The sequence below is a fragment of the Actinophytocola sp. genome (genome assembly GCF_035634895.1).
Classification (GTDB): domain Bacteria; phylum Actinomycetota; class Actinomycetes; order Mycobacteriales; family Pseudonocardiaceae; genus Actinophytocola.
In genome coordinates this window covers 1-20,010 of the sequence record NZ_DASQCC010000099.1, presented here as the reverse complement: position 1 = coordinate 20,010, position 20,010 = coordinate 1, and the positions used below count along the sequence as shown (strand labels likewise).

The window sequence follows — 20,010 nt, the reverse complement described above, 5'->3', positions numbered from 1 at the left end:
CTCAACGCCGACCGCCTCGCCCCCCTCGACCTCCACACCGCCCACAGGTCCCGCGACTTCCGATAGCACCGGGCCCACCCCGCCGCGTTTGTAGGATCTCACGGCTGACTTCATTTTCTCGCAGATGACTTCATAGCAATCTCATTTGTGAAGTGATCGTGAGACGCAGTCGGCTCGGTGGTCGGCGCGCAGGCCGTCGAGGGAGATGCGCAGCAGCCTGTGCCACATCTGCGGGCGGCACTCGTCGGTGACCTGGACGGCGTGGCCCAGCGAGACCAGCAGGAGCAGCAGGTCGTCGGTGGTCACGTCGGGACGCAGCAGACCCGCCGCGGCAGCGCGGGCGCACAGTTCCTCGATGACGAGGCGAAGCTGCTGGATGCCCTCCAGATCGGGGACCGACCAGGTCAGCGCGAAGTTCTCCATGATCGCGCGGTGGCGTGCGTAGCCGGTCAGGGCCTGCTGGTAGAAGTCGGTCAGTGCCGCCCAGGGGTCCTCGGCGTCGATCGCCGTCTGGCGCGCGGATTCCGCCCATTCCGAGAAGTCCTTGCGCAGGACCGTGTGAACGAGATCCTCCTTCTTCGGGAAGTGTCGGTAGAGGGTGCCCATGCCCACCCCGCTGCGGCGGGCGATCTCGCGTACGTCCACCGCAGTGCCCTGCACGGCCAGCACCTCGGCGGCGGCCGCGATGATCGCTTCCCGGTTGCGGATCGCGTCCACGCGCGGCGCGCGGCGCCGGGCGGTGCTTTCCGGTTCAGCCACTGCCATGCGACCGAGCATACCGTCTTATGCGGAGCAGGCGCTCCCATCTGTGCTACTTTGAGGAGCAAGTGCTCCGGATAGCGAAGGGGATGTCATGTCCGACCCGTCCACGACCACCACGAACGAGGCCAAGGCCCCGAATATCACCGGCTGGAATGAACGGATCATCGCTGAGGTCCGAGCGAACGCCGGATACGCGCCTTGGAGCAGCGCGGAGGACTTCGCCGCGGGCCGCCCCGTCCCGCCCCGGATCCCCGGCTTCGACGAGCAAGGCATGCCGCTGATCTTGGTGCACCACACCGGGGCCAAGACCGGACGCGAGCGGATCAGCCCTTTGTTCTTTCAGCCGGTCGGCGATAGCTGGGCCGTCTTTGGAACCCACGGTGGCAGTCCGCGTCATCCGGTCTGGTACCACAATCTCATGGCGAACCCACATGCCACAGTCGAGGTGGGCACGGAGAGAGTGCCGGTCATAGCTCGGCTCGCGCAGGGCGCGGAGCGCGAGCGGATCTGGGCGAAAGAGATAGCACTCGTCCCGAAGTTCGCCGAGTTCGAGGCAGCCGCCGGCAGACAGATCCCCGTCGTCGTGCTGGAGCGTGTCCCCGCACGAGACTCCACCCCGCCCACCGCCGAAAAATGACCCCGCCAACCTGCTCGGCACCCGACCACCCCGCTGGAGCGACCTGAACCAACTACGCCATCCACCCCCCGTCCACACTGAGAACTCGCGACACCGCAATTCGCGATGTCCTCAGTATTTCGTTGAGGCGCAACGGGTCCAGTGGTGGTTGACCACGGCTCGGCGCGCGGGACCTTCCAGTCGGCCGCAACTCCGCTGCTGTCCGCCGCGTCCTCGACAAGCTTGTCGTCGCCGAACTGGCGATCTCGCCGGCGAACGACCGCGCCACTGGCCTCAGCCGAGGAAATGCCACGGGTTTGAGACTGATCATGGTGGCATCGCGTTGAGACAGCCGAGAAACCCCAGGTCACACAAGATCGACATGTCATGCGCGGTGAGAACCTACAGCGTTGTTGTGCAAGGTCTCAGTGAGGGTTCGGGAGAACTGCGCATCCGGGAGGTCCTCGCTCCGGGGTGCCGTGCCGCGGCCGTTCACCCGGTCAGCACTTCGCGTTCGGGTGTGGACCCCACGCCTGTCCGCCGCCGCGTTCGTGGCCGAGCCGCGGTCGAGAGGGCCGTCGCCGGACGTCGGCGGAAGGCCGCCGTGCTTCACCGGTACGCGCGGAGAAAGGCGTCGACGCCGTCAACCACTATCGCCGGGATCTCGGCATCCGCGCCTGCCGCGTCCTCCCGGAGGGCTTCCAGTGTGAGGAGGATGGTCAGCGCCGTGAAGTGTTGCGTGGCGCGGCGGATGTCGGCGGCGTGGATCTCGCCGTCGGCGGCCAGTTCTGTGAAACGGTTCTCCAGCATGCGTTCGGGGTGGTCGCGCATCGCCTCGGGGAGGTTGGGTGTTGGGGGGCCCTGCGAGCTCAGCCGCCGGAACGTGACGTAGTGGGAGGACGGGAACGCCTCCGTCACGACCCGCATCGCGAAGGCGGTCAGCGCCTCGCGGAGATCGCGACCCGGCACGATCTCCTGGTCGATCGCGGCGCGCACGGTCGCGCTCAGCGTTTCGCTGACCCGGGCCAGCACGCCCTGGAAGAGGGTCCGCTTGTCGCCGAAGTGGTCATAGACCGTACGTTTCGACACTCCTGCCGCCGCGGCGATCGCATCGACGCTGGTGAGCTCGTACCCGTCGGCAACGAACAGCCGCTCCGCCGCGTCGAGGATGGCCGTCTGCTTGCTCTCGGACCGCTGCCGCCGCCCGGGAGTCTGAACCGTCGATCTTGCCATGTTCTCATCGTATTCCCAGCTTTCTGGAAACTACACCGTGTAGTGTAATTTTCAGAAGGGAGGGCACATGACGACGACCAAGACACCCGTCGGCATCCGAGCACAGGGCCTGACGAAGCGGTACGGGGACAAGGTGGCGGTGGACGACCTGTCGTTCACCGCCGAACCCGGGGTCATCACGGGATTTCTCGGGCCCAACGGAGCTGGCAAGAGCACGACGATGCGCATGCTCCTCGGGCTGGTCAAACCCACGCGGGGCACGATCACGATCGGCGGCCGCCACATCGCCGAGCTCGACGAACCGGCGCGCACCGTTGGCGCCCTGCTGGACGCCAGGGCACTGCACCCCCGGCGCACCGCGTTCGACCACCTCCTCGCCATGGCCCAGACCGCGGGCCTCGGCCGGAAGCGCGTCGGGGAGGTGCTGGATCTCGTCGGGCTGGCCGATGCGGCCACCCGCCGCGCGGGAGAGTTCTCCCTGGGGATGCACCAGCGGCTCGGCATCGCGGCGGCTCTGCTCGGTGACCCGGCGGTGCTGGTGTTCGACGAGCCGCTGAACGGTCTGGACCCCGAGGGCATCCGGTGGGCCCGCACCCTGATGCGTGAGCTGGCCACCGAGGGCCGCACCATCCTGTTCTCCAGCCACCTCATGTCCGAGATGGAGCTGACCGCCGACAACCTGGTCGTGGTCGGCCGGGGCAGGCTGGTCGCGGAGTCGACGCTGGAGGATTTCGTCCGGGCCAACACGACGCAGGCGGTCACGGTGTCCTCACCGGCACTCGACGACCTCGCCCGCGCCCTGACCCGTGCCGGCATCACGTTCGAGCGGACGGCCGTGCCCAGCCTCCTCGTCACCGGCGCCGAGCCGGGCATGGTCGGCAAGATCGCCGCTGCCGAGGGGATCCCCCTCGACGAGCTCACCCGGGTCCGGGAGTCCCTCGAGGACATCTTCCTGCGGCTCACCCACGATGTCATCGAGTACGAAAGTCACGCCGCATGAACGTCATCCGTTCCGAATGGACCAAGCTGCGCAGTGTCCGCAGCACCTGGATCGCCGCGCTCAGCGTGGTGGCCTCCGGTGTCGCGCTGAGCGCCCTCGGCCTGTCCGACATGCTCGGCACCGCGCCGTCCGAGGTGCCGGCCGACTGGGATCCGACCGCGGCGAGCCTGAAAGGATTCCTGTTCGCCCAGCTCGTCATCGGGATGCTCGGCGCGTTCAGCGTCACTCCCGAGTACAGCAGCGGGATGATCGGCGGCAGCCTGGCCATGGTTCCGTCGCGGGGCCGTCTGCTCGCCGGGAAGGCCGTGGTCGTGGCGGCGATCGCGTTCGTCACCAGCCTCGTCACGACGCTCCTCAGCTTCACCGTGGTCCAGCTGACGCTGCACGGCGCGGGTCTGCCCGCCGCCGGTCTCGGCGATCCCGGTGTGTTCGCCGCGCTCGCCGGCGGCACGATGTACCTGACACTCGTGGCCATCGTCGGGTTGGCCATCGGTGTGCTGACGCGGTCGAGCACGGGCAGTCTCGCCGTGCTCGTCGGTGCGCTGCTGCTCGTGCCCGCCCTTGCTCCGGGCCTGCCCGGAGCACTGGGCGACGGGTTCGCCCGGTACTGGCCGTTCACCGCGGCCCAGTCCGCCTACACGGTGGTTCCCGTCGACGGCATGGTCGCGCCCGCGCTGGGGTTCGCCCTCCTCGCTCTCGCCGCGGTGGCCGTCGGCGCCGCCGGGCTCACCGCCTTCCGCACCAGGGACGTGTGATCGCCATGCGGATGAACCTCACCGGCCCCGGGGACCTGTCGGACGAGCTACGCCCGCTCGACGAGCACGTCCGCAGGACTCCGCACGACCGTGCCGTCGGACCGGTCCTTTGTGGACCAGACGGTCACGGCGGGCCCCGTCGTGCGCACGGTGGGGACGACGGAGCGGCCGCGCCGGCCGGTACGACGAGAAAAGCGCTGTAGCGAGCTGACGAAGGCCGACATCGCCACCGCCGTCGAGCGGACGGTGACATCGCCGCGGGAACCGACGCCGGTATCGCGGCGCAGGGGGAATCTCGCCGAACCGGCGTGCCGTGCCGAACTCGGCACGAACCCGATGGACGTCATCCGCGCCGCGACCGCGACCAGCGCCCGCCCGCTCTGTGTCGACGACCGGCTGGGGGTGCTCGCCGATCTCGCGGCACTCCCCGGTGACCCCGCGGGGCCACCGGGGAGCACATCACCGTCGCGCGACAGGGCGTCGTCCGCACCCGCACACGCCCGCACAACACAACCTGGAAGGAACCACATGACCGACGTACTCATCATCGGAGCCGGGCCCACCGGCCTGACCCTCGCCTGCGACCTGGCCCGCCACGGTGTCGCCGTCCGCATCGTCGAGCGTGATCCGGCGCCGAACCGCGCGACGAGGGCCAAGACGATCCAGCCGCGCTCGCTCGAAGTGCTCGACGACCTCGGCGCGGTCGACCACGTGCTGCGACAGGGGGTCGCCTGGCTGCCCATGGCGTTCCACGAACCGAACGGCACGATCGTGGAGAAGCCGCCGATCTCGGTCAGCGCGGACGAGCAGTTCCACACGCCGTATCCCGACCCGTTGTGGATCGCCCAGTTCGAGGTCGAGCACGCGCTGCGGCAACGGTTGGCAGAGCTCGGCGGGCACGTCGAGTTCGGGGCCGAGGCCAGCGGCCTGGACCAGGACGACGAGGGCGTCACCGTGACGCTGAGGACGGCGTCCGGTGAGCAGACCGTCCGCAGCCGGTTCGTCGTGGGCGCGGACGGCGGCAGGAGCGGCACCCGCAAGCTCGTCGGGCTGCCACTCGCGGGGGAGGTCTACGAAAAGCAGCGCTGGTACCTCGGCGACGTCACCGTCGGCTCGCAACTCGACCGCGACCACATGCACATCTGGCCCGCCGACCGGGGCATGCTCGGACTCACCCCGCTCGGCGACGAGCTGTGGCAGTTCCAGAGCCCGCTCCTGCCCGACGAGACGCCGGGCACGCCCTCGCTGGAGTTCTACCAGCAGCTGTTCGACGAACGCGCCGGACGGGGCAGCGTCGAGCTGACCGGCGTGAGCTGGCTTTCGGTGTACCAGGTGAACGTCCGCATGGTGGAGACCTACCGCAGGGGCCGGGTCCTGCTCGCCGGGGACGCCGCGCACGTGCACTCGGCGGCCGGGGGCCAGGGCATGAACACCGGCATCCAGGACGCGTACAACCTGGGCTGGAAGCTCGCCAGCGTCCTCGCCGGTGCGCTGGAGGGTCTGCTGGACACCTACGACGAGGAGCGCATCCCGGTCGCCCGCACCGTGCTGGAGATGAGCACCGCCAAGATGGCCAGGGCCATGGCGGAAGCGGGCAGCGGCAGCGAGACCGGGCTGGGCTCGGCGCTGGCCAACATCGGCGACGGGCGGCTGAACTCCGGGCTGGGCATCCACTACCGCACCGGCCCGCTCACCTACCGCGGCGGCGAACCCGGCTCCGGCCCGGTGGCCGGCGACCGGGCGCCGAACGTGACCGGCCTGTCGGGCAGGGAGTTCAGCGGCAGCCTCTTCGACCTCATGCGCGGCATGCACTGGTCCCTCGTCGCCTACGAGCACACCGATCCGGTCGTCTTCGACAACGCCAAACCGACCCACATGCACGTCCACCGCATCGGATCGGCTCCCGACAGCCCCATCGTCGACGCCGACGGCGAGTTCCGGCGCGTCTACCAGCCGTACCCGGGAGAGCTGATCCTCATCAGGGCGGACGGCTACCTCGCCGCCCGCATGCCCGCGAGCGAGGAGATGGACGTCATCAACCACCTGGCCCCGTTCCGGTCCATCGGCAACACGGTCCGGCCCTCCTAGGAGCGCCCCATGCCGGACTACCCCGGAACGAGGCACACGGGATGGAACAGGCTCCTCGTCGGCCAGGTGGCCGTCCTGCTGCTGGTCAACGTCATGGTCGACACGGTCATCACCGCACCGGTCATCGTGCTGCCCAGGATGATCGAGCACTTCGGTACCGACCAGCCCGCGTGGCTCAACTCGAGCGCGATGCTGGCGGGAGCGATGTGGTCGCCACTGCTCGGGAAGACCGCGGACCGGCACGGCAAGCGCAAGGTGCTCGTCCTGACACTGGTGCTGGCCGCCGTGGGCGCGCTCGTGTGCATGGTCGCCCCCAGCCTCTGGGTGTTCATCCTCGGGCGGGTGGTGCAGGGAGCGGCCGTGGCGTCGCTGTTCCTCACGGTCGGGATCGTCCGCGACCTCTGCGCCCCGCGCATCGGGATGATCGTCACCGGCATCGTCACCACCGGCAACGCGGTCTTCGGGATCGGTTCCGCGTTCCTGTTCGACGTGCTGGGCGACGTCTACGGCTACCAGGTCGTGTTCGTCGTGTCGGGGGTTCTCGCGGTCAGCACGGCGATCCTGGTTCGTTTCCTGCTGCCCGAGTCGCTGGTCAGGACGCCGGGCCGGATCGACGTGGCCGGGGCGCTGCTGCTCGGCGGAGGGCTGGCCCTGGGCGCCGCCTACCTCAGCTTCGGGTCGGAGTACGGCTGGTTCCGCGCACTCCCCCTCGTGCTGGCCGGTGCCGCAGCGCTCGTCGGCTGGTTCCTGCTGGCGCGCCGGGTGCCCGAACCGGTGGTCGACATCACCGACCTCGGCAGGCCGCTGGTGCTCACGTTGCTCGTGGTGGTGCTCGGCACCGGTGCCTACCAGAGCATGCTGCAGCTGTTCAGCCTGCTCACCGAGGTCTCGCCGGATCAGGGGCTCGGCTACGGGCTCGCGGGCGGCGCCGCGATCGGGCTGCTGCTCGGCCTGCCGTCGATCGGGATCGTGCTCGGCGGCACGCTGGCCGGCGCGCTCGCGACCCGGATCGGACCGGCCGCCACACTGGCCGCCGGCGTGGCGCTCGGGACCGTGGGGACGGTGGGCCTGTTCGCCGCGGCCGCCACCCTCCCCCTCGCGGCGGTCTGTTCGTTCCTGCTGAGCCTCACGGCGGGCACGCTGGTGACGTCGGGCTTCAACATGGCGTCGATCCTCGCGCCGCCGCAACGGCAGGCCGCCGTGTCGAGCCAGGTCATGGTCATGATCGCGCTCGGTTCGGTGGTGCTGAACTTCGTGGGGGCGGCCGTGCTGAAGGCGACGCGGGTGACCGTCGGCGGAGCGACGGCGAACTCGGCCACGGGGGTGTTCGGCTACGTCGGGATCGGGACGGCCGCGTTCCTGGTCGCCGGGGTGCTGGCCGTGTCGCTGGTGCGCACCCAGCGCGGCACGCCCGCGACGGAGCGAGTGGGTTCGTCGCACGGGCTGGGATGAGGGAGCCGTGAGCACGGCGACGGTCACCGACGGAGCGCCCGTCGCCCGGCCGTGGTGGTCGTCGTCCCGGTGCGGCGGCGCCGCACGAAGGTGGCGGCTGGTTCGGGGTGACGGTTCGCCACCATGTCCGGTCGACGTCGGTGGCTCGCGGGGGCGACGCACTCCGGCTGGGGATTCTTCGGACACGGCAGGGGCGGCCGGCCGAGGTCGGGCGCGAGCTGGTCCACGCCGGCGAGTGGCGACGGTGGGCTGGCAGGGGCGTGCCAGCGGCGTGTGCGGGCGATGCCAGGAGGTCGCGGAAGTCTGCGTGTCGAGGGCGGGAGCCGGCACGGCCCGGTCCGGGACGGAAGGACGAACGCATGAGCGGTCTAGTGGTGCACGACGTCGTCATCGTCGGGGCTGGCCCGGTCGGGCTTCTCCTCGCGATCGAGCTCGAGACGGCGGGGGTGCGGCCGCTTGTGTTGGAGCGGCTGGTGGAGCCCGACCTCGGGATCAAGGCCGCCGCGATCGGCGCGGTGGGGGTCGAGGCGCTGGAGCGACGTGGGTTCGCGCGGGCGCTCGACGAGGAACAGGTGACGATGCCGATGGCGAAGGCGGCCCGTGCCGGATCCGGGCCGGTGCGGAGGCCGGGAGGCCATTTCTCCGCGCTGTTCGTGATCGACCAGGACCTCCAGCGCGACCCGGAGCGCCACAGCCGCATGGTGCCGCAGGAGGCGCTCGAGCGGATACTGACCGCGCGGGCGGGCGAGCTCGGGATCGAGATCCGTCGTGGCGTCGCGGTGGACGGGTTCGAGCAGGACGACGACGGCGTGACCGTGCGGACGAGCACGGGTCCACTGCGCGCGACGTACCTGGTCGGCTGCGACGGTGGCCGCAGCGGCGTCCGCAAGCTCGCCGGCTTCGAGTTCCCCGGCACGGACCCGACCATCACCGGCTATCAGGCTCTCGTCGAGTTCGACGCGCCCGAGAAGCTCGCGACGGGGTGGCGGCGAACGCCACGCGGCCTTGTCACGTCGATCCCGGGGCGCGTGTTCACCGCGGAGTTCGGCGGCCCGCCGCCGGATCGGGACGCGCCGGTCACGCAGGCCGAGGTCGAAGCGTCGATCCAGCGGGTGAGCGGCACCGACGTCAGGATCCTGTCGCTGTCGAAGGCGACGCGCTGGTCCGACAACGCGCGGCAGGTGACGACCTACCGCATGGGCCGCGTCCTGCTCGCGGGCGACGCCGCGCACGTCCACTCACCCTTCGGCGGCCAGGGCCTGAACCTCGGGCTCGTCGACGCGGCGAACCTCGGTTGGAAGCTCGCCGCGGCGGTGCGGGGCCGCGATCACCTCCTCGACTCCTACACCGCCGAGCGGCATCCCGTGGGTGCGCGCGTCCTGGAGAACACCCGCGCGCAGGTCGCGCTGGTGCGTCCCGACCCGCTCACGAGCGCGCTGCGCACCATCGTGAGCGAGCTGATCACGCTGCCCGACGGCAACCGCCACATCGGCGAGATGCTCTCGGGGGTCGGCATTCGCTACGACCTCGGCGACGACGACCCGCTCGTCGGCACCCTCGTGAAGGACCGGCTCCTCACGCTCGCCGACGGCGGAGAGGAGCGGCTCTACACGCTGGCGGAGAACGGCGGCGGCCTGTTCGTCTCCCCGTCGGGACGGTCGCTCCCGCGGGGTGTGCACCACGCGCACACCAAGGAGGGGCCCGCGATGCTCGTCCGTCCCGACGGCTGCGTCGCGTGGACGGAAGCGTCGTCCACGTCGCTCGACGACGCGCTCGCGTGTTGGTTCTGAGACGTCGATCCACGACATGACCACGAGATCCGTTTCACCTCGGGAGTTGGCAGCCATGAACGACAGCACGACGACGAGCCCCGCGAGTCGGGGGATCTGGATCGCCACCTGGGGCGCGGCGCAGCAGTTGGCGCGACCTGCCGAGCCCGGTGGCGGGCCGCGGATGCCAGGTCCGCCGGATGACGACGCGCCGGCGCCGGATCCCGCGCGCCAGGCGGACGAGCCGCCTGGCGCGCCGACGAAGGTCGGCGCGCAGACCGTGCGCATGGTTGCGCGTGGCACCGCGGGCGGCACGGCCGTGCGCGTCGCGCTGTCGAACTCCTTCGGTCACCCCCCGGTGCGCATCGACGCCGCGTCGATCGCGCGACACGAGCGCGGCGCGGCGATCCACGCGGGCAGCGCACGCGAACTGACCTTCGGCGGCCGCGCCGCGGTGGAGTTGCCGACGGGCGCGCACATCTACAGCGATCCCGTCGAGTACGACGTGCCCGCGCAGACCGATCTCGTGGTCTCGCTGCACATCCCCGCCGAGGACGTCATCACCACGACACACGAGGTCGGCCTGCGCACGGCGTGGCTCGCGCCCGGCGACCAGACCGCCACTGCGAACCTGCGCGACGCCACCGCGTTCCAGTCCTACCTGTGGCTCACCGGTATCGACGTGCTGGCGCCGCCCGCGGCGGCCACCATCGCCGTCATCGGCGACTCGGTCGTCGACGGAATGGAGACCACGCCCGACGCGGACGCGCCGTGGCCTTCGTCGCTGGCGCGCCGGCTGGCCGCGCGGGAGGACATGCCACCGCGCGCGGTGATCAACATGGGGATCGCGGGCAACCGCGTCCTGCGCGAGACCGACGGCATGGGCGCCAGCGCGCTGGCGCGCTTCGACCGCGACGTGCTGGCCCGGCCCGGCGTGCGCTGGGTGGTGTTGTCCGAGGGGCTCAACGACCTGTTCTTCGGCTTCATGCCGGACACGCCGGCGAGCGAGCGGGCGACGGCGGAGGACATCATCGTCGGCTACCGCATGCTGATCGACCGCGCGCACTCACACGGCCTGCGGGTCATCGGCGCCACGCTGCTCCCCATCGGCGGCACCTTCCTCCTCACAGCGGAGCTCGAGCGCGAGCGCCAGTACGTGAACCGCTGGATCCGCGGCAGCGGCGAGTTCGACGCGGTGGTCGATCTGGAGGCGGCCACCCGTGACCCGGACCCGGCCGAACCGGCGACGATGCGCACCGAGTTCGTCTCCGATGACGGCATCCATCCCAACGACGCGGGCCAGCAGGCGATGGCCGAGGCGTTCGATTTGGAACTGTTCCGGGACTGGTGTCCCGCGCCGGACATGCGGTGACCCAAGTCGGTGGATCCAGGTTTCTGCCGGCAAGGGGCCGGTTCGCCCGCGTACTGGATCGTACTGGGGCGGACCGACAACGCCGCCAGCAGGAAGCTGGGCCGCCGAATCAGGTGCCTGATCTCCGGCGCGGGACACTGGTATCCCGCGCCGGGACTCCAGGACTCACGACCGGACCGGGCCGTCCAGCTCCCGGCGCGGGCGCGCCGGGTCGACCTGGAGCGAGGCCGTCTTCCCGTCCAACCGCCAGGCCTCCTGGTACGCCGCGGCGAAGACGTCCTCGCCCAGCGCCGTGCGGCCGTGGGCGACCATCTCCTGGATCCGGGGGTCGCTGAGGTCGTGGGTGCCGCGCAGCCGGGCCGCAGCGCCGAGCAACACGGCCACGTCCCGGTGCCGCCCCCGCAGCCCGGCCAGCTCGGCCTCGCTCACCGCGACCACCGCCGTGATCGGCAGGTCACGGCTTTCCAGGGCCGCTCCGTACGCGCGGGCGAGCGCCGCCTCGGCGCCCTCGGCGTCGCCCCGCCGCACACACAGCGAGGCCCGCACCGAACTGACGATCGCCTGGCCGCGGCCACCGCGGATCGGGGACTCCCCCGCCAGCTCGGCCTCGGCCGCCTCGATGCGGGCCTGCGCGCGGTCCAGGTCGCCGAGCCGCAGCCACGTGCCGGCCTCGAGAGCGGTGACGATGACGAGCAGCTCCGGCGACGCCGATCGCTCCGCCCGCTCACGGACCGGGTCGAGCATGGCCCTCGCCTGGGCGTGCTCGCCGCGGCGCAGGTGCAGTTCGATCCAGCGCACGTCGAGGAAGGTCTCGTCGGCCAGGCTCAGCGAGCCGAACTCCCGCGCCTGTGCCCTGGCCTCGCGCAGGTCAGCCAACGCCCCGTTGAGGTCGCCGTCGTACTGCCGCAGCATCGCGCGCGTCGGCAGCACGGAGGCCACACCCCAGCGGTCGCCGGTCCGGCCGAAGGCGTCGAGCGCGGCGGCCACGTCGACGCGCACCTGGTCGAGGTCGCCCTCGTTCTCGGCGAACGAGGCGCGGAACATGTGGGCAAGCCCGGACAGCCAGACATCGGGTCCGTTGACGAGTCGGTCGACCAGTGCGAGCGCTGTCTCGTGCTCCCGCAGGAAGTGGAGTGCGATCGCGGCCAGGACGCCGGTGACTCCGGGCAGCGACGGGTGGGCGAGCAGGCGGTCGGCCAGCTCCCGCAGCGCGGACTCGTGCTCGCCCAGGCCCTCGATGGTCAGCGGTGAGCGGGCGTTGATGCGGTTGAGCAGGAGCATCACCTCGGCGGAGTCGCGGTCCAGCGTGTGCTCGGCGGCGGGAACCGCCAGCGCCTCCCCCTGCCAGTACGCCGCGTCGGCGTGCCTGCCGAGCATCTGCCAGTACCAGGACAGGTCGCTGGAGAGCGCGACGGCCGCGGTGGCGTCGCCGGTGTCGCACAGGTGGCGCAGGGCGGCGAGCGCGTTGTCGTACTCGGCGCCGATCACGCGCAGAGCCGTGAGCTGGCCGGGCCCGCGCAGCAGCGGCTCCTCGCGGGCGACCAGGTCGGCCAGGTGGCGGGCGGCGAGATCCCGGACGGTGGCGAGCGCGCCCCGGCCGGCGAGCCGCTCGATCCCGTACTCGCGCAGGGTCTCGAGCATCCGGTAGCGGCCCGGGTCGGGCGCCAGGTACAGCAGCGACTTGTCGGTCAGGGCGGCGAGCAGGTCGGGGACCTCATCGAGGAGCACCGCGGTGCCCGCGCAGACCGCGGCCGCCGACTCCGCCGTGACGCCTCCCGGCAGGACCGAGACGCGCTCGGCCACCGTGGCTTCGTGGTCGTCGAGCAGATCCCAGCTCCAGGCGATGACCGCCCACAGCGTGCGGTGCCGCGGCGCCGCGGCCCGGCGGCCCGCGGTGAGCAGCCGGAACCGGTCGGACAGCCCGTCGGCGAGCTCGGCCAGTGACAGGGTCCGCAGCCGTGCCGCGGCCAGCTCCAGCGCCAGCGGCATGCCGTCCAGGCCGCGCACCAGTCGGACCACGTCCGCGCGGGTCCGCTCGTCGACAGCGAAGCCGGGGCGCACCGACGCGGCCCGTTCGGTGAACAGGCGCACCGACGCGCTGCGGCGGACGTCCTCGAGGTCGTCGCCGGGGGCGGGCAGCGCCAGCGGACCGAGCGGGACCAGCGCCTCACCGTCGATCGTGAGCGGCTCGCGGCTGGTCGCCAGCACCCGCAGCCCCGCGCAGCGCGGCAGCAACGCCGCGACCAGCTGCGCGACGGCGTCGATCAGGTGCTCGCAGTTGTCCACCACGAGCAGGCTCTCCCGACCGTTGAGCCGGTCGGCGAGCACGTCCAGCTCGCTGCTCTCGGCTCGCATCCGGCCGGAGGCCTCGAAGAGCGCGGCGCCGCGCAGCCCGATCGCGGCCAGCACCGCCGCGCCGGCCTTGGCCGGCTCGGTGACCGCGGCCAGGTCGACCAGCCAGGTGCCGTCGCGGTACTCGTGGCGGTGGCGATGGCCCGCCTCGACCGCGAGCCGGGTCTTGCCGGCCCCGCCCGGCCCCACCACCGTGACCAGGCGCCCGCGGGCGAGCAGCGTGTCGATCCGGGCTAGGTCGTCGTCACGCCCGATGAAGCTGGTCACGGCGGCGGGCAGCGTGCTGGCGGGCGCCTCGGGCCGCGCCTCGGCCGCGGGAGCCGGCGACCGCAACAGGCGCAGGTGGCGCTCGCGCAGGGCAGCGCCGGGGTCGGCGCCGAGCCGGTCGGCGAGGGTCTCGCGCACCCGCTCGTACACGTCGAGGGCGTCGGCCTGGCGGCCCTGGGCGGCCAGCGCGTCCATCTGCAGCGCGGCCACCCGCTCGTCCGCCGGGTGGTCGGCGAGCAGGGCGCCCAGCCGGGTGGCGGCGGCGTCGGCGCGGCCCAGCGCCAGCTCCGCCTCGGCCAGGTTCGCGCCCGCCTCGACCGCGGTGCGGACCAGCCGCGTCGCGACCGCCGGGGCGACCTCGGCGATCACCGACGGTTCGCCCCACAGCGCCACCGCCTCCCCCAGCAGCTCGGCCGCCGCCCCGGGGTCGCCGGCCCGGAGCCGGTCACGGCCGCGGGCGGCCAGCCGCTCGAACCGCGCCGCGTCGACGTCGTCCTCGGTGACGGCGAGGCGGTAGCCGCCCTCGGACTGAGTGACCGCACCAGCCTCGCCGAGCACCCGGCGCAGCCGGGAGACCAGCGAATGCAGCGCGTTCGGGGGGTCGGCCGGGAGCTCCCGCGGCCACAGCGCATCGACCAGGACACCCGGTTCGACCGGCCGGCCGCCGGCCAGTGCCAGCCGCGTGATCAGGTCGCGCAGCCGGGCGCCGGGAACGGCCACCACGGCATCGCCGCGGCACACCTCGAGCGTGCCGAGCAGCGTCACCCGCAGGCGCGTCCTCTCGTTCCCATGCACCGCCCGATCCTCCCGCGTACCGCCAGCAAGCCCCAACCCGCCATCCGCCCGAGCAGCCACGACGGGGTGCCGGCCGGCACGGGCCTTGAGGATCACGCTCGTGCCGCGGCCAGAGCGTTCGCAGTACGTCGCACGGATGCGCCGCGGCCGGTCGTCGACGCCGGCGTGAGACAACCAGAAACCCCAGGTCACCACGGATCGAGAGGTCACGGCGGAGAGGCGCTACACCGCACAGCCCATGGCGGGCCGGCGCGAAGTGGCGGTTCGGCACGTGGCGGTTCGTCGGCGGTGGTCTGTTCCCGGCATGGCGGGTCAGAGGCGAACCAGGTCGGCGACCTCCTCGGGCAGGCCGGGTGAGGTCATGACATGGCCCATCCCGGGGACGACGTGCAGTACCGCGCCCGGGATGGCGGCGGCCAGGGCCTCGCCGTGGCCGAGGGGACAGACCGGATCCCGGTCGCCGTGCACGATCGAGGTCGGCGCGGTGATCGACGACAGCGGGGCGTGCAGGTCGGGGGCGTCGATCCACACGGCCCGGTGATGGTTGGCCGCGGCCGCCGGGTCGGTGGCCCGCGACAGCGCCAGCTCCAGCTCCGCCCGGGCGGCCGGCTCGTCGAAGGGCCGAACCGGCCCGTTGAACACCCGGAACAAGGCCACGTCGGACTCCACACCCGGCGGCAGCCCGGCGGCCTGATGTGCGAGAAACGCCGGAGACGGCGGCGGCAGGTCATCCGGGTCGGGTGGCTCCCCCGCCCGCGCCCGTGCCCACGCCGGACTTGGGTCATGGCCCATCGGCGAGCTGGACATCACCGTCAACGACCGGACCCGGTCCGGCGCGTGCACGCCCAGCCACTGCGCGATCACGCCGCCCAGGGAAGTCCCGGCGATGTGAGCGGAACCCAGTCCATGACCGTCCAGGACGGCCAGGCAGTCGCGAGCCATGTCCCCGATCGCGTACGGATGGGCGTCGAAGTCGACACCGCTGGACCGACCGGTGTCGCGATGATCGAACCGGATCACCGCGACCCCACGCTCAACAAGGCGGCCAACCAACGCATCGGGCCAACTGACACCCTGCGCGGCCGACCCCGCGATCAACAGCACGACGGGAAGCCCGGGATCCCCGACCCGCTCCGTCCAGATCCGCAGCGACCCGGAGGCCACGAATCGCTCCTGCGCGTCCAGCATGCGGGCACGGTAACGGCTGCCTGCCACCGGACGCCCGACATTTACCGATGGTCCCGCCGCCACAGCGCCCGGCTGCGTGTCCTCCGCCGCTGTCTCCGCACACACGGAAGATCGTCGAGCAGCGGTCCGAACCGCGGCTGAGTGGGACCATGGTGCCGTGCCGAACCGTGCGCTCAGAGCGTGGTGATGAGGCCTCCGTCGATGGTGAGGTCCGCGCCCGTGACGTTGCCGGCACGGTCGCTCGCCAGCAGCAGGACGAGGTCGGCGATCTCGTCCGGTCGGGTGAAGCGGCCGGTCACGGAGTCGGCGGCGGCGTGTTCGGCGATCGCGTCCGGAGCACGGCCGCTGGCTCGTCCGATGGTGGCCGCGACGCCGTCCGTGCCGAGCCAGAGGTCGGTGGCCACGGGGCCGGGGCTGATGGTGTTCACCCGGATCCCGCGCGGTCCGACCTCCTTGGACAGCGACTTGGCGAAGTTGGTGAGCGCCGCCTTCGCCGCGCTGTAGTCGATGACGGTGGGATCCGGCAGGAACGCGTTGACCGAGCTGACCGTGACGATGGTGCCGTGGCCGGCGGCGAGCATCGTGGGCAGCGCCGCCCGGGTGGTGCGCACCGCCGCCAGCAGGTTCAGCGTGATCGAGTGGAGCCACTGCTCGTCGGTGACGTCCAGGAAGCCGGTGAGTCGTGGGGTCACCGCGCCGACGTTGTTGACGAGGATGTCGAGCCCACCGAGCGCCAGCGCCTCGGCGACGAGGTCGGCGGCCCCGGTCGGGCTGGACAGGTCGACCCGCACGGGCCGCACCCGCCCGGTGGCCGCCAGCGCGGCCAGTTCGTCGGTCGTCGTGCGGGCGCCGGCCACCACCTGGACGCCCTCGTCGGCGAGGGCGCGGGTGGTGGCCAGTCCGATTCCCTTGCTGGCGCCGGTGACGACGGCGACCTTCCCGGTGAGTCCCAGGTCCATGGGTCAGCGGTGCTCGTCGAGCCAGGCGAGGACCGCGTCGGCGACCTCGCGCCAGCCGCTGTCCACGGTGAGGGAGTGACCACGGCCCTCGAACTGGCGCAGCTCCGTGACGGCGGTCGAGTCGCGGTACTGCTTGAAGGTCGAGCGGGTGACCACGTCGGGCACGGTGTGGTCCGCGGTGCCCGAGATGAGTAGCAGCGGTCCCCGGGTGTCGTTGCCGGTGTCGACCTTCGCCTGGGAGTGCATCACGAAGTTGGCAGCGGCGGCCTGGAACAGCGGCCTGGCGGGCGAGGGGATGGTCCACTTCTCGTAGAGCTCGTCGGACTCCTGCTCGGTGAGGGCGTTGCCGAACCCGAAGCGGAACTCCTTGCTGGTCAGCGACACGGCCTTGTGCAGGTTGGCCGGGTTGCCCAGTGCGGGCAGGCCGGCACGCAGCTGTGCGAGGGGCAGCGGCAGGACGCCCTTGATCTGCGCCGGGTCGATCGCGACGCCGGCCGCGCCGATGCCCTGGCCGAGCAGCTTCTCGGTGACCAGTCCGCCGAACGAGTGGCCGACGATCACCGGGGGCGCGGGGAGCGCGGCGATGATCTTGGCGTAGTGGTCGGTGACCTCGTCGATGCTCAGGTTCGCGACCAGGTCCGGGTTCGCCCGTGCCTCCTCGACGGTGGCGGGCTCGTTCGGCCAGCCGGGGGCGACCGGCTCGTAACCGGCATCGCGGAACAGGTCCAGCCAGGGGGCCCAGCTGGACGCGTGCAGCCACAGTCCGTGGATGAAGACAGCGGGTCTGCGTGGCGCGGTCATGGGTTTCTCCTTCTTCTACGTGGTCAGGTATCGCTGAAGCGTTGCTCGCGCCAGGGGTCGCCGTAGTTGTGGTGGCCGTGCCGCTCGTACCAGCCGGGCCGGTCGGTGCGGCTGAGGGTGATCCCGCGGACCCACTTGACACTTTTCCACAGGTAGAGGTGCGGAACGAGCAGCCGGGCCGGGCCGCCCTGCTCGGGGCGCAGCTCGTGCCCCTCGAAGGCGGTGGCCAGCCAGGTCGACATCTCGAGCAGGTCCTCGAGCGGCAGGTTGGTGGCGTACCCGCCGTAGGAGTCGACGACGGCGTACTCGGCGGTGGTGACGAGGCCGTCGAACAGCGTCCGGACCGGCACGCCGTCCCAGTGGGTGCCGAGCACCGACCAGCCGGCGACGCAGTGCAGGTCGGCGACGACGTGCTCGCTCGGCAGTGCCCGGATCGCGGGCCAGTCCCAGCATCGCACGACCCCGTACTCCGTGGTGACGGAGAACTGCCACTCCCCAACGCCGACGCGTGGCGGGGGGTCGGCGCACACCGTGGGCAGACCGGAGACCAGCACCTGCCCCGGCGGCAGCGCGACCGGCGAGTCCTGCGGCATTGCGGCGATCTCCTCGGTCGCGGGGGTCCTCGGTGTCAAGGCAACACCCGCCGGATGGGACACGTCCAAGACCTGTTTGGCGCTGATCGATAACCCAGCTAGCGTGAGCCGTGCGACGCACTCCACGCGTGGCGACATCGGGTCGTGGGAGGCTGGCATGGACCTCGACCTGCGGTTGGTGCGCTACTTCGTGATGGTCGCCGACGAGCTGCACTTCGGCAGGGCCGCGGCCCGGCTCTACATCTCCCAGCCCGCGCTCTCCAAGCAGATCCGCAAGCTCGAGGACCAGCTCGGCGTGTCGCTGCTCGTCCGCGACAGCCGCCACGTCGCCCTGACGCCCAGGGGCAAGCGGTTCGTCGACGAGGCGCGCACCCTGCTCGCCGTCGCGGAACGGATGCAGCGCGAGCACCAGCCGGACGTCCTCCGGATCGCACACATCTTCGAGCTCGACACCAGCGGGGTCGTCGCGGACGCCTTCACCGCCGCACGCAAGGACATCCGGCTCGTCGAGCGTGCTCTCGACAGCGTCGGCCAGTTCCACGCCCTGCTCGACGGGCTGCTCGACGTGGCGATCATGCGCGTGACCCCGCGAATGCTCGCCGAACACCCGACCGGCTGGCGACACCGGTTGCTGCGCCTGGAACCCATGCGGCTGGTCGGGCGACCCACCGACCCCACCCGCGAGACGGCGTCACTGCACGAACGTCCCATCGAGGTCTTCGGCGACGCGCGCGGCTCCGGCCTCTACAACGCCCACGGCGAGTACCTCACGGCGTTCGAGGGGGAGACCGGTCTCGCGATGCGCTGGCTGGGCACCCCGGGAGCGTTCAGCCACTGCCTGGCGGCGCTCAACCGCGCGGAAGGGCAGGCGTTCCTCCTCGAGTTCGGCAGCTACGCCGACAAGTACGCCCTCGCCGGCGTGCCGGTGCACCGCCCGGCCGAGCTCCGGCCCCACTACCCGTGGTCACTCGCCTGGCGGGACGAGCGGCTCCCGAACGCCGTCAGCGACTTCCTCGACATCGCGATCGAGACCGCGGACCACCGCGGTTGGCGGCAGTTCGAGCCGGACGACGCCGCGCGGCCCTGGCTGCCGTCGGACGACCCGGTGACGGCCGAGGTCACCCGGTCCGCCGTCCGGCCCGGCCCTGGTTCCGGCGGGTCGTGAGAACCCGAGGGCGACGCCCCGTGTGACCACCAGCACGGCCGATCGCACGAAAGTGCTTGTTAGGATCGATTCAGTAACGGCCAGTTCGTCGCGGTCACTGTCGATACGGGACATGTCGACAGGAGCGATTCACGTGACGGCAACCATCGCCGTGCCCGCCATGACCACGACCCGCCGGGGCGGCCCGTCCGCGATGGGCGCGCTCGCCCTGGGCGGGTTCGGCATCGGCACCACCGAGTTCGCCACCATGGGCCTGCTGCCGCAGATGGCGACCACGTTCGGCATCTCCATCCCGGCCGCCGGGCACGCGATCACCTTCTACGCGCTGGGTGTGGTCGTCGGTGCGCCGCTCATCGCCGGGCTGGCCGCGCGGCTGCCGCGCAAGGGCCTGCTGATCGGCTTGATGATCGCGCTGGCGGTGGGCAACGGGCTGTCCGCCATGGCGCCGAACGCGACACTGCTGATGGCCGCCCGGTTCCTGGCCGGGTTGCCGCACGGCGCGTTCTTCGGCATCGCCGCGGTGGTGGCGACCGGCCTCGTGCCGCCGGAGCGGCGGGGAACCGCGGTCGCGCGGATCATGGTCGGCCTGACGCTCGCCAACCTGGTCGGAGTGCCGTTCGCCACCGCAGCCGGCCAGCAGATCGGCTGGCGCGTCGTGTACCTCGCGGTGGCGGCCATCGCGATCGCCACCGCGTGCGCGCTGGCCAGGTGGCTGCCGCGCATGCCCGCCGCCCACGACGCGAGCCCGGCCGCCGAGCTGCGTGCGTTCCGCCGCCCACAGGCGTGGTTCGCCCTGCTCACCGGCATGATCTGCTTCGGCGGCATGTTCGCCGTCTACTCCTA

General features: G+C 71.8%; 17 protein-coding genes. 9 read left to right on the top strand and 8 right to left on the bottom strand.

The features are described 5' to 3' along the window. Positions 1-141: 141 nt before the first annotated feature. Complete coding sequence (locus tag VET29_RS13655; protein WP_324919821.1) at positions 142-765, bottom strand: helix-turn-helix domain-containing protein; 624 nt, start codon at positions 763-765, stop codon at positions 142-144. 88 nt (positions 766-853) lie between these two features. Between VET29_RS13655 and VET29_RS13650 the strand changes: the two genes are divergently transcribed. After that, positions 854-1,399 carry a nitroreductase/quinone reductase family protein gene (locus VET29_RS13650; protein WP_324919820.1) on the top strand — a complete coding sequence of 182 codons (546 nt, stop codon included), beginning with the start codon at positions 854-856 and terminating at the stop codon, positions 1,397-1,399. A 588-nt stretch (positions 1,400-1,987) separates the two neighbouring features. Here VET29_RS13650 and VET29_RS13645 read toward each other — a convergent pair. Further along, positions 1,988-2,611 (bottom strand): TetR/AcrR family transcriptional regulator, encoded by a 624-nt coding sequence (locus VET29_RS13645; protein ID WP_324919818.1) that lies wholly within the window; start codon positions 2,609-2,611, stop codon positions 1,988-1,990. Positions 2,612-2,678: 67 nt separating this feature from the next. Here VET29_RS13645 and VET29_RS13640 point away from each other — a divergent pair, with 67 nt between their 5' ends. Together VET29_RS13640 and VET29_RS13635 are read left to right on the top strand one after the other, a co-directional pair. Then, positions 2,679-3,611 carry an ABC transporter ATP-binding protein gene (locus VET29_RS13640; protein ID WP_324919816.1) on the top strand — a complete coding sequence of 311 codons (933 nt, stop codon included), beginning with the start codon at positions 2,679-2,681 and terminating at the stop codon, positions 3,609-3,611. After that, positions 3,608-4,366 carry an ABC transporter permease gene (locus VET29_RS13635; RefSeq protein ID WP_324919814.1) on the top strand — a complete coding sequence of 253 codons (759 nt, stop codon included), beginning with the start codon at positions 3,608-3,610 and terminating at the stop codon, positions 4,364-4,366. Before VET29_RS13640 ends, VET29_RS13635 begins: the two co-directional genes overlap by 4 nt. A 47-nt stretch (positions 4,367-4,413) precedes the next feature. Here the strand turns inward: VET29_RS13635 and VET29_RS13630 are convergent, their stop codons facing one another. Then, positions 4,414-4,872, bottom strand: coding sequence for a hypothetical protein (locus VET29_RS13630; RefSeq protein WP_324919812.1), 459 nt, complete (start codon positions 4,870-4,872; stop codon positions 4,414-4,416). A 22-nt stretch (positions 4,873-4,894) separates the two neighbouring features. On the opposite strand from VET29_RS13630, the gene VET29_RS13625 reads away from it, so the two are divergent. From VET29_RS13625 to VET29_RS13610, 4 genes are all read left to right on the top strand, one after another. Then, a complete protein-coding gene (locus tag VET29_RS13625; protein WP_324919810.1) occupies positions 4,895-6,454 on the top strand; it encodes an FAD-dependent oxidoreductase in 1,560 nt (519 codons plus the stop codon). 9 nt (positions 6,455-6,463) lie between these two features. Beyond that, complete coding sequence (locus tag VET29_RS13620; protein ID WP_324919808.1) at positions 6,464-7,906, top strand: MFS transporter; 1,443 nt, start codon at positions 6,464-6,466, stop codon at positions 7,904-7,906. A gap of 359 nt (positions 7,907-8,265) precedes the next feature. After that, complete coding sequence (locus tag VET29_RS13615) at positions 8,266-9,696, top strand: FAD-dependent monooxygenase (RefSeq protein WP_324919806.1); 1,431 nt, start codon at positions 8,266-8,268, stop codon at positions 9,694-9,696. Positions 9,697-9,751: 55 nt separating this feature from the next. Continuing rightward, a complete protein-coding gene (locus tag VET29_RS13610; RefSeq protein WP_324919804.1) occupies positions 9,752-11,047 on the top strand; it encodes an SGNH/GDSL hydrolase family protein in 1,296 nt (431 codons plus the stop codon). A gap of 165 nt (positions 11,048-11,212) precedes the next feature. Here the strand turns inward: VET29_RS13610 and VET29_RS13605 are convergent, their stop codons facing one another. The 5 genes from VET29_RS13605 to VET29_RS13585 all read right to left on the bottom strand — a co-directional run bounded on the left by VET29_RS13605 (position 11,213) and on the right by VET29_RS13585 (position 18,041). Beyond that, positions 11,213-14,461 (bottom strand): BTAD domain-containing putative transcriptional regulator, encoded by a 3,249-nt coding sequence (locus VET29_RS13605; RefSeq protein WP_324919802.1) that lies wholly within the window; start codon positions 14,459-14,461, stop codon positions 11,213-11,215. A 312-nt stretch (positions 14,462-14,773) separates the two neighbouring features. Then, the gene (locus VET29_RS13600; RefSeq protein WP_324919800.1) at positions 14,774-15,649 is read right to left on the bottom strand and encodes an alpha/beta hydrolase; all 876 of its coding nucleotides are present in this window, start codon (positions 15,647-15,649) and stop codon (positions 14,774-14,776) included. Between the two features lie 173 nt (positions 15,650-15,822). Beyond that, entirely contained in the window at positions 15,823-16,608 is a 786-nt protein-coding gene (locus VET29_RS13595) for an SDR family NAD(P)-dependent oxidoreductase (RefSeq protein ID WP_324919798.1), read from the bottom strand. Positions 16,609-16,611: 3 nt separating this feature from the next. Next, positions 16,612-17,409 (bottom strand): alpha/beta hydrolase, encoded by a 798-nt coding sequence (locus VET29_RS13590; RefSeq protein WP_324919796.1) that lies wholly within the window; start codon positions 17,407-17,409, stop codon positions 16,612-16,614. Between the two features lie 23 nt (positions 17,410-17,432). After that, positions 17,433-18,041, bottom strand: coding sequence for a molybdopterin-dependent oxidoreductase (locus VET29_RS13585; RefSeq protein WP_324919794.1), 609 nt, complete (start codon positions 18,039-18,041; stop codon positions 17,433-17,435). 64 nt (positions 18,042-18,105) lie between these two features. Between VET29_RS13585 and VET29_RS13580 the strand changes: the two genes are divergently transcribed. After that, positions 18,106-19,167, top strand: a complete 1,062-nt coding sequence (locus VET29_RS13580; RefSeq protein ID WP_324919791.1) for a LysR family transcriptional regulator — start codon at positions 18,106-18,108, stop codon at positions 19,165-19,167. 133 nt (positions 19,168-19,300) lie between these two features. Then, positions 19,301-20,010: MFS transporter (locus VET29_RS13575; protein ID WP_324919789.1), on the top strand; the 710-nt coding region annotated here is incomplete at its 3' end.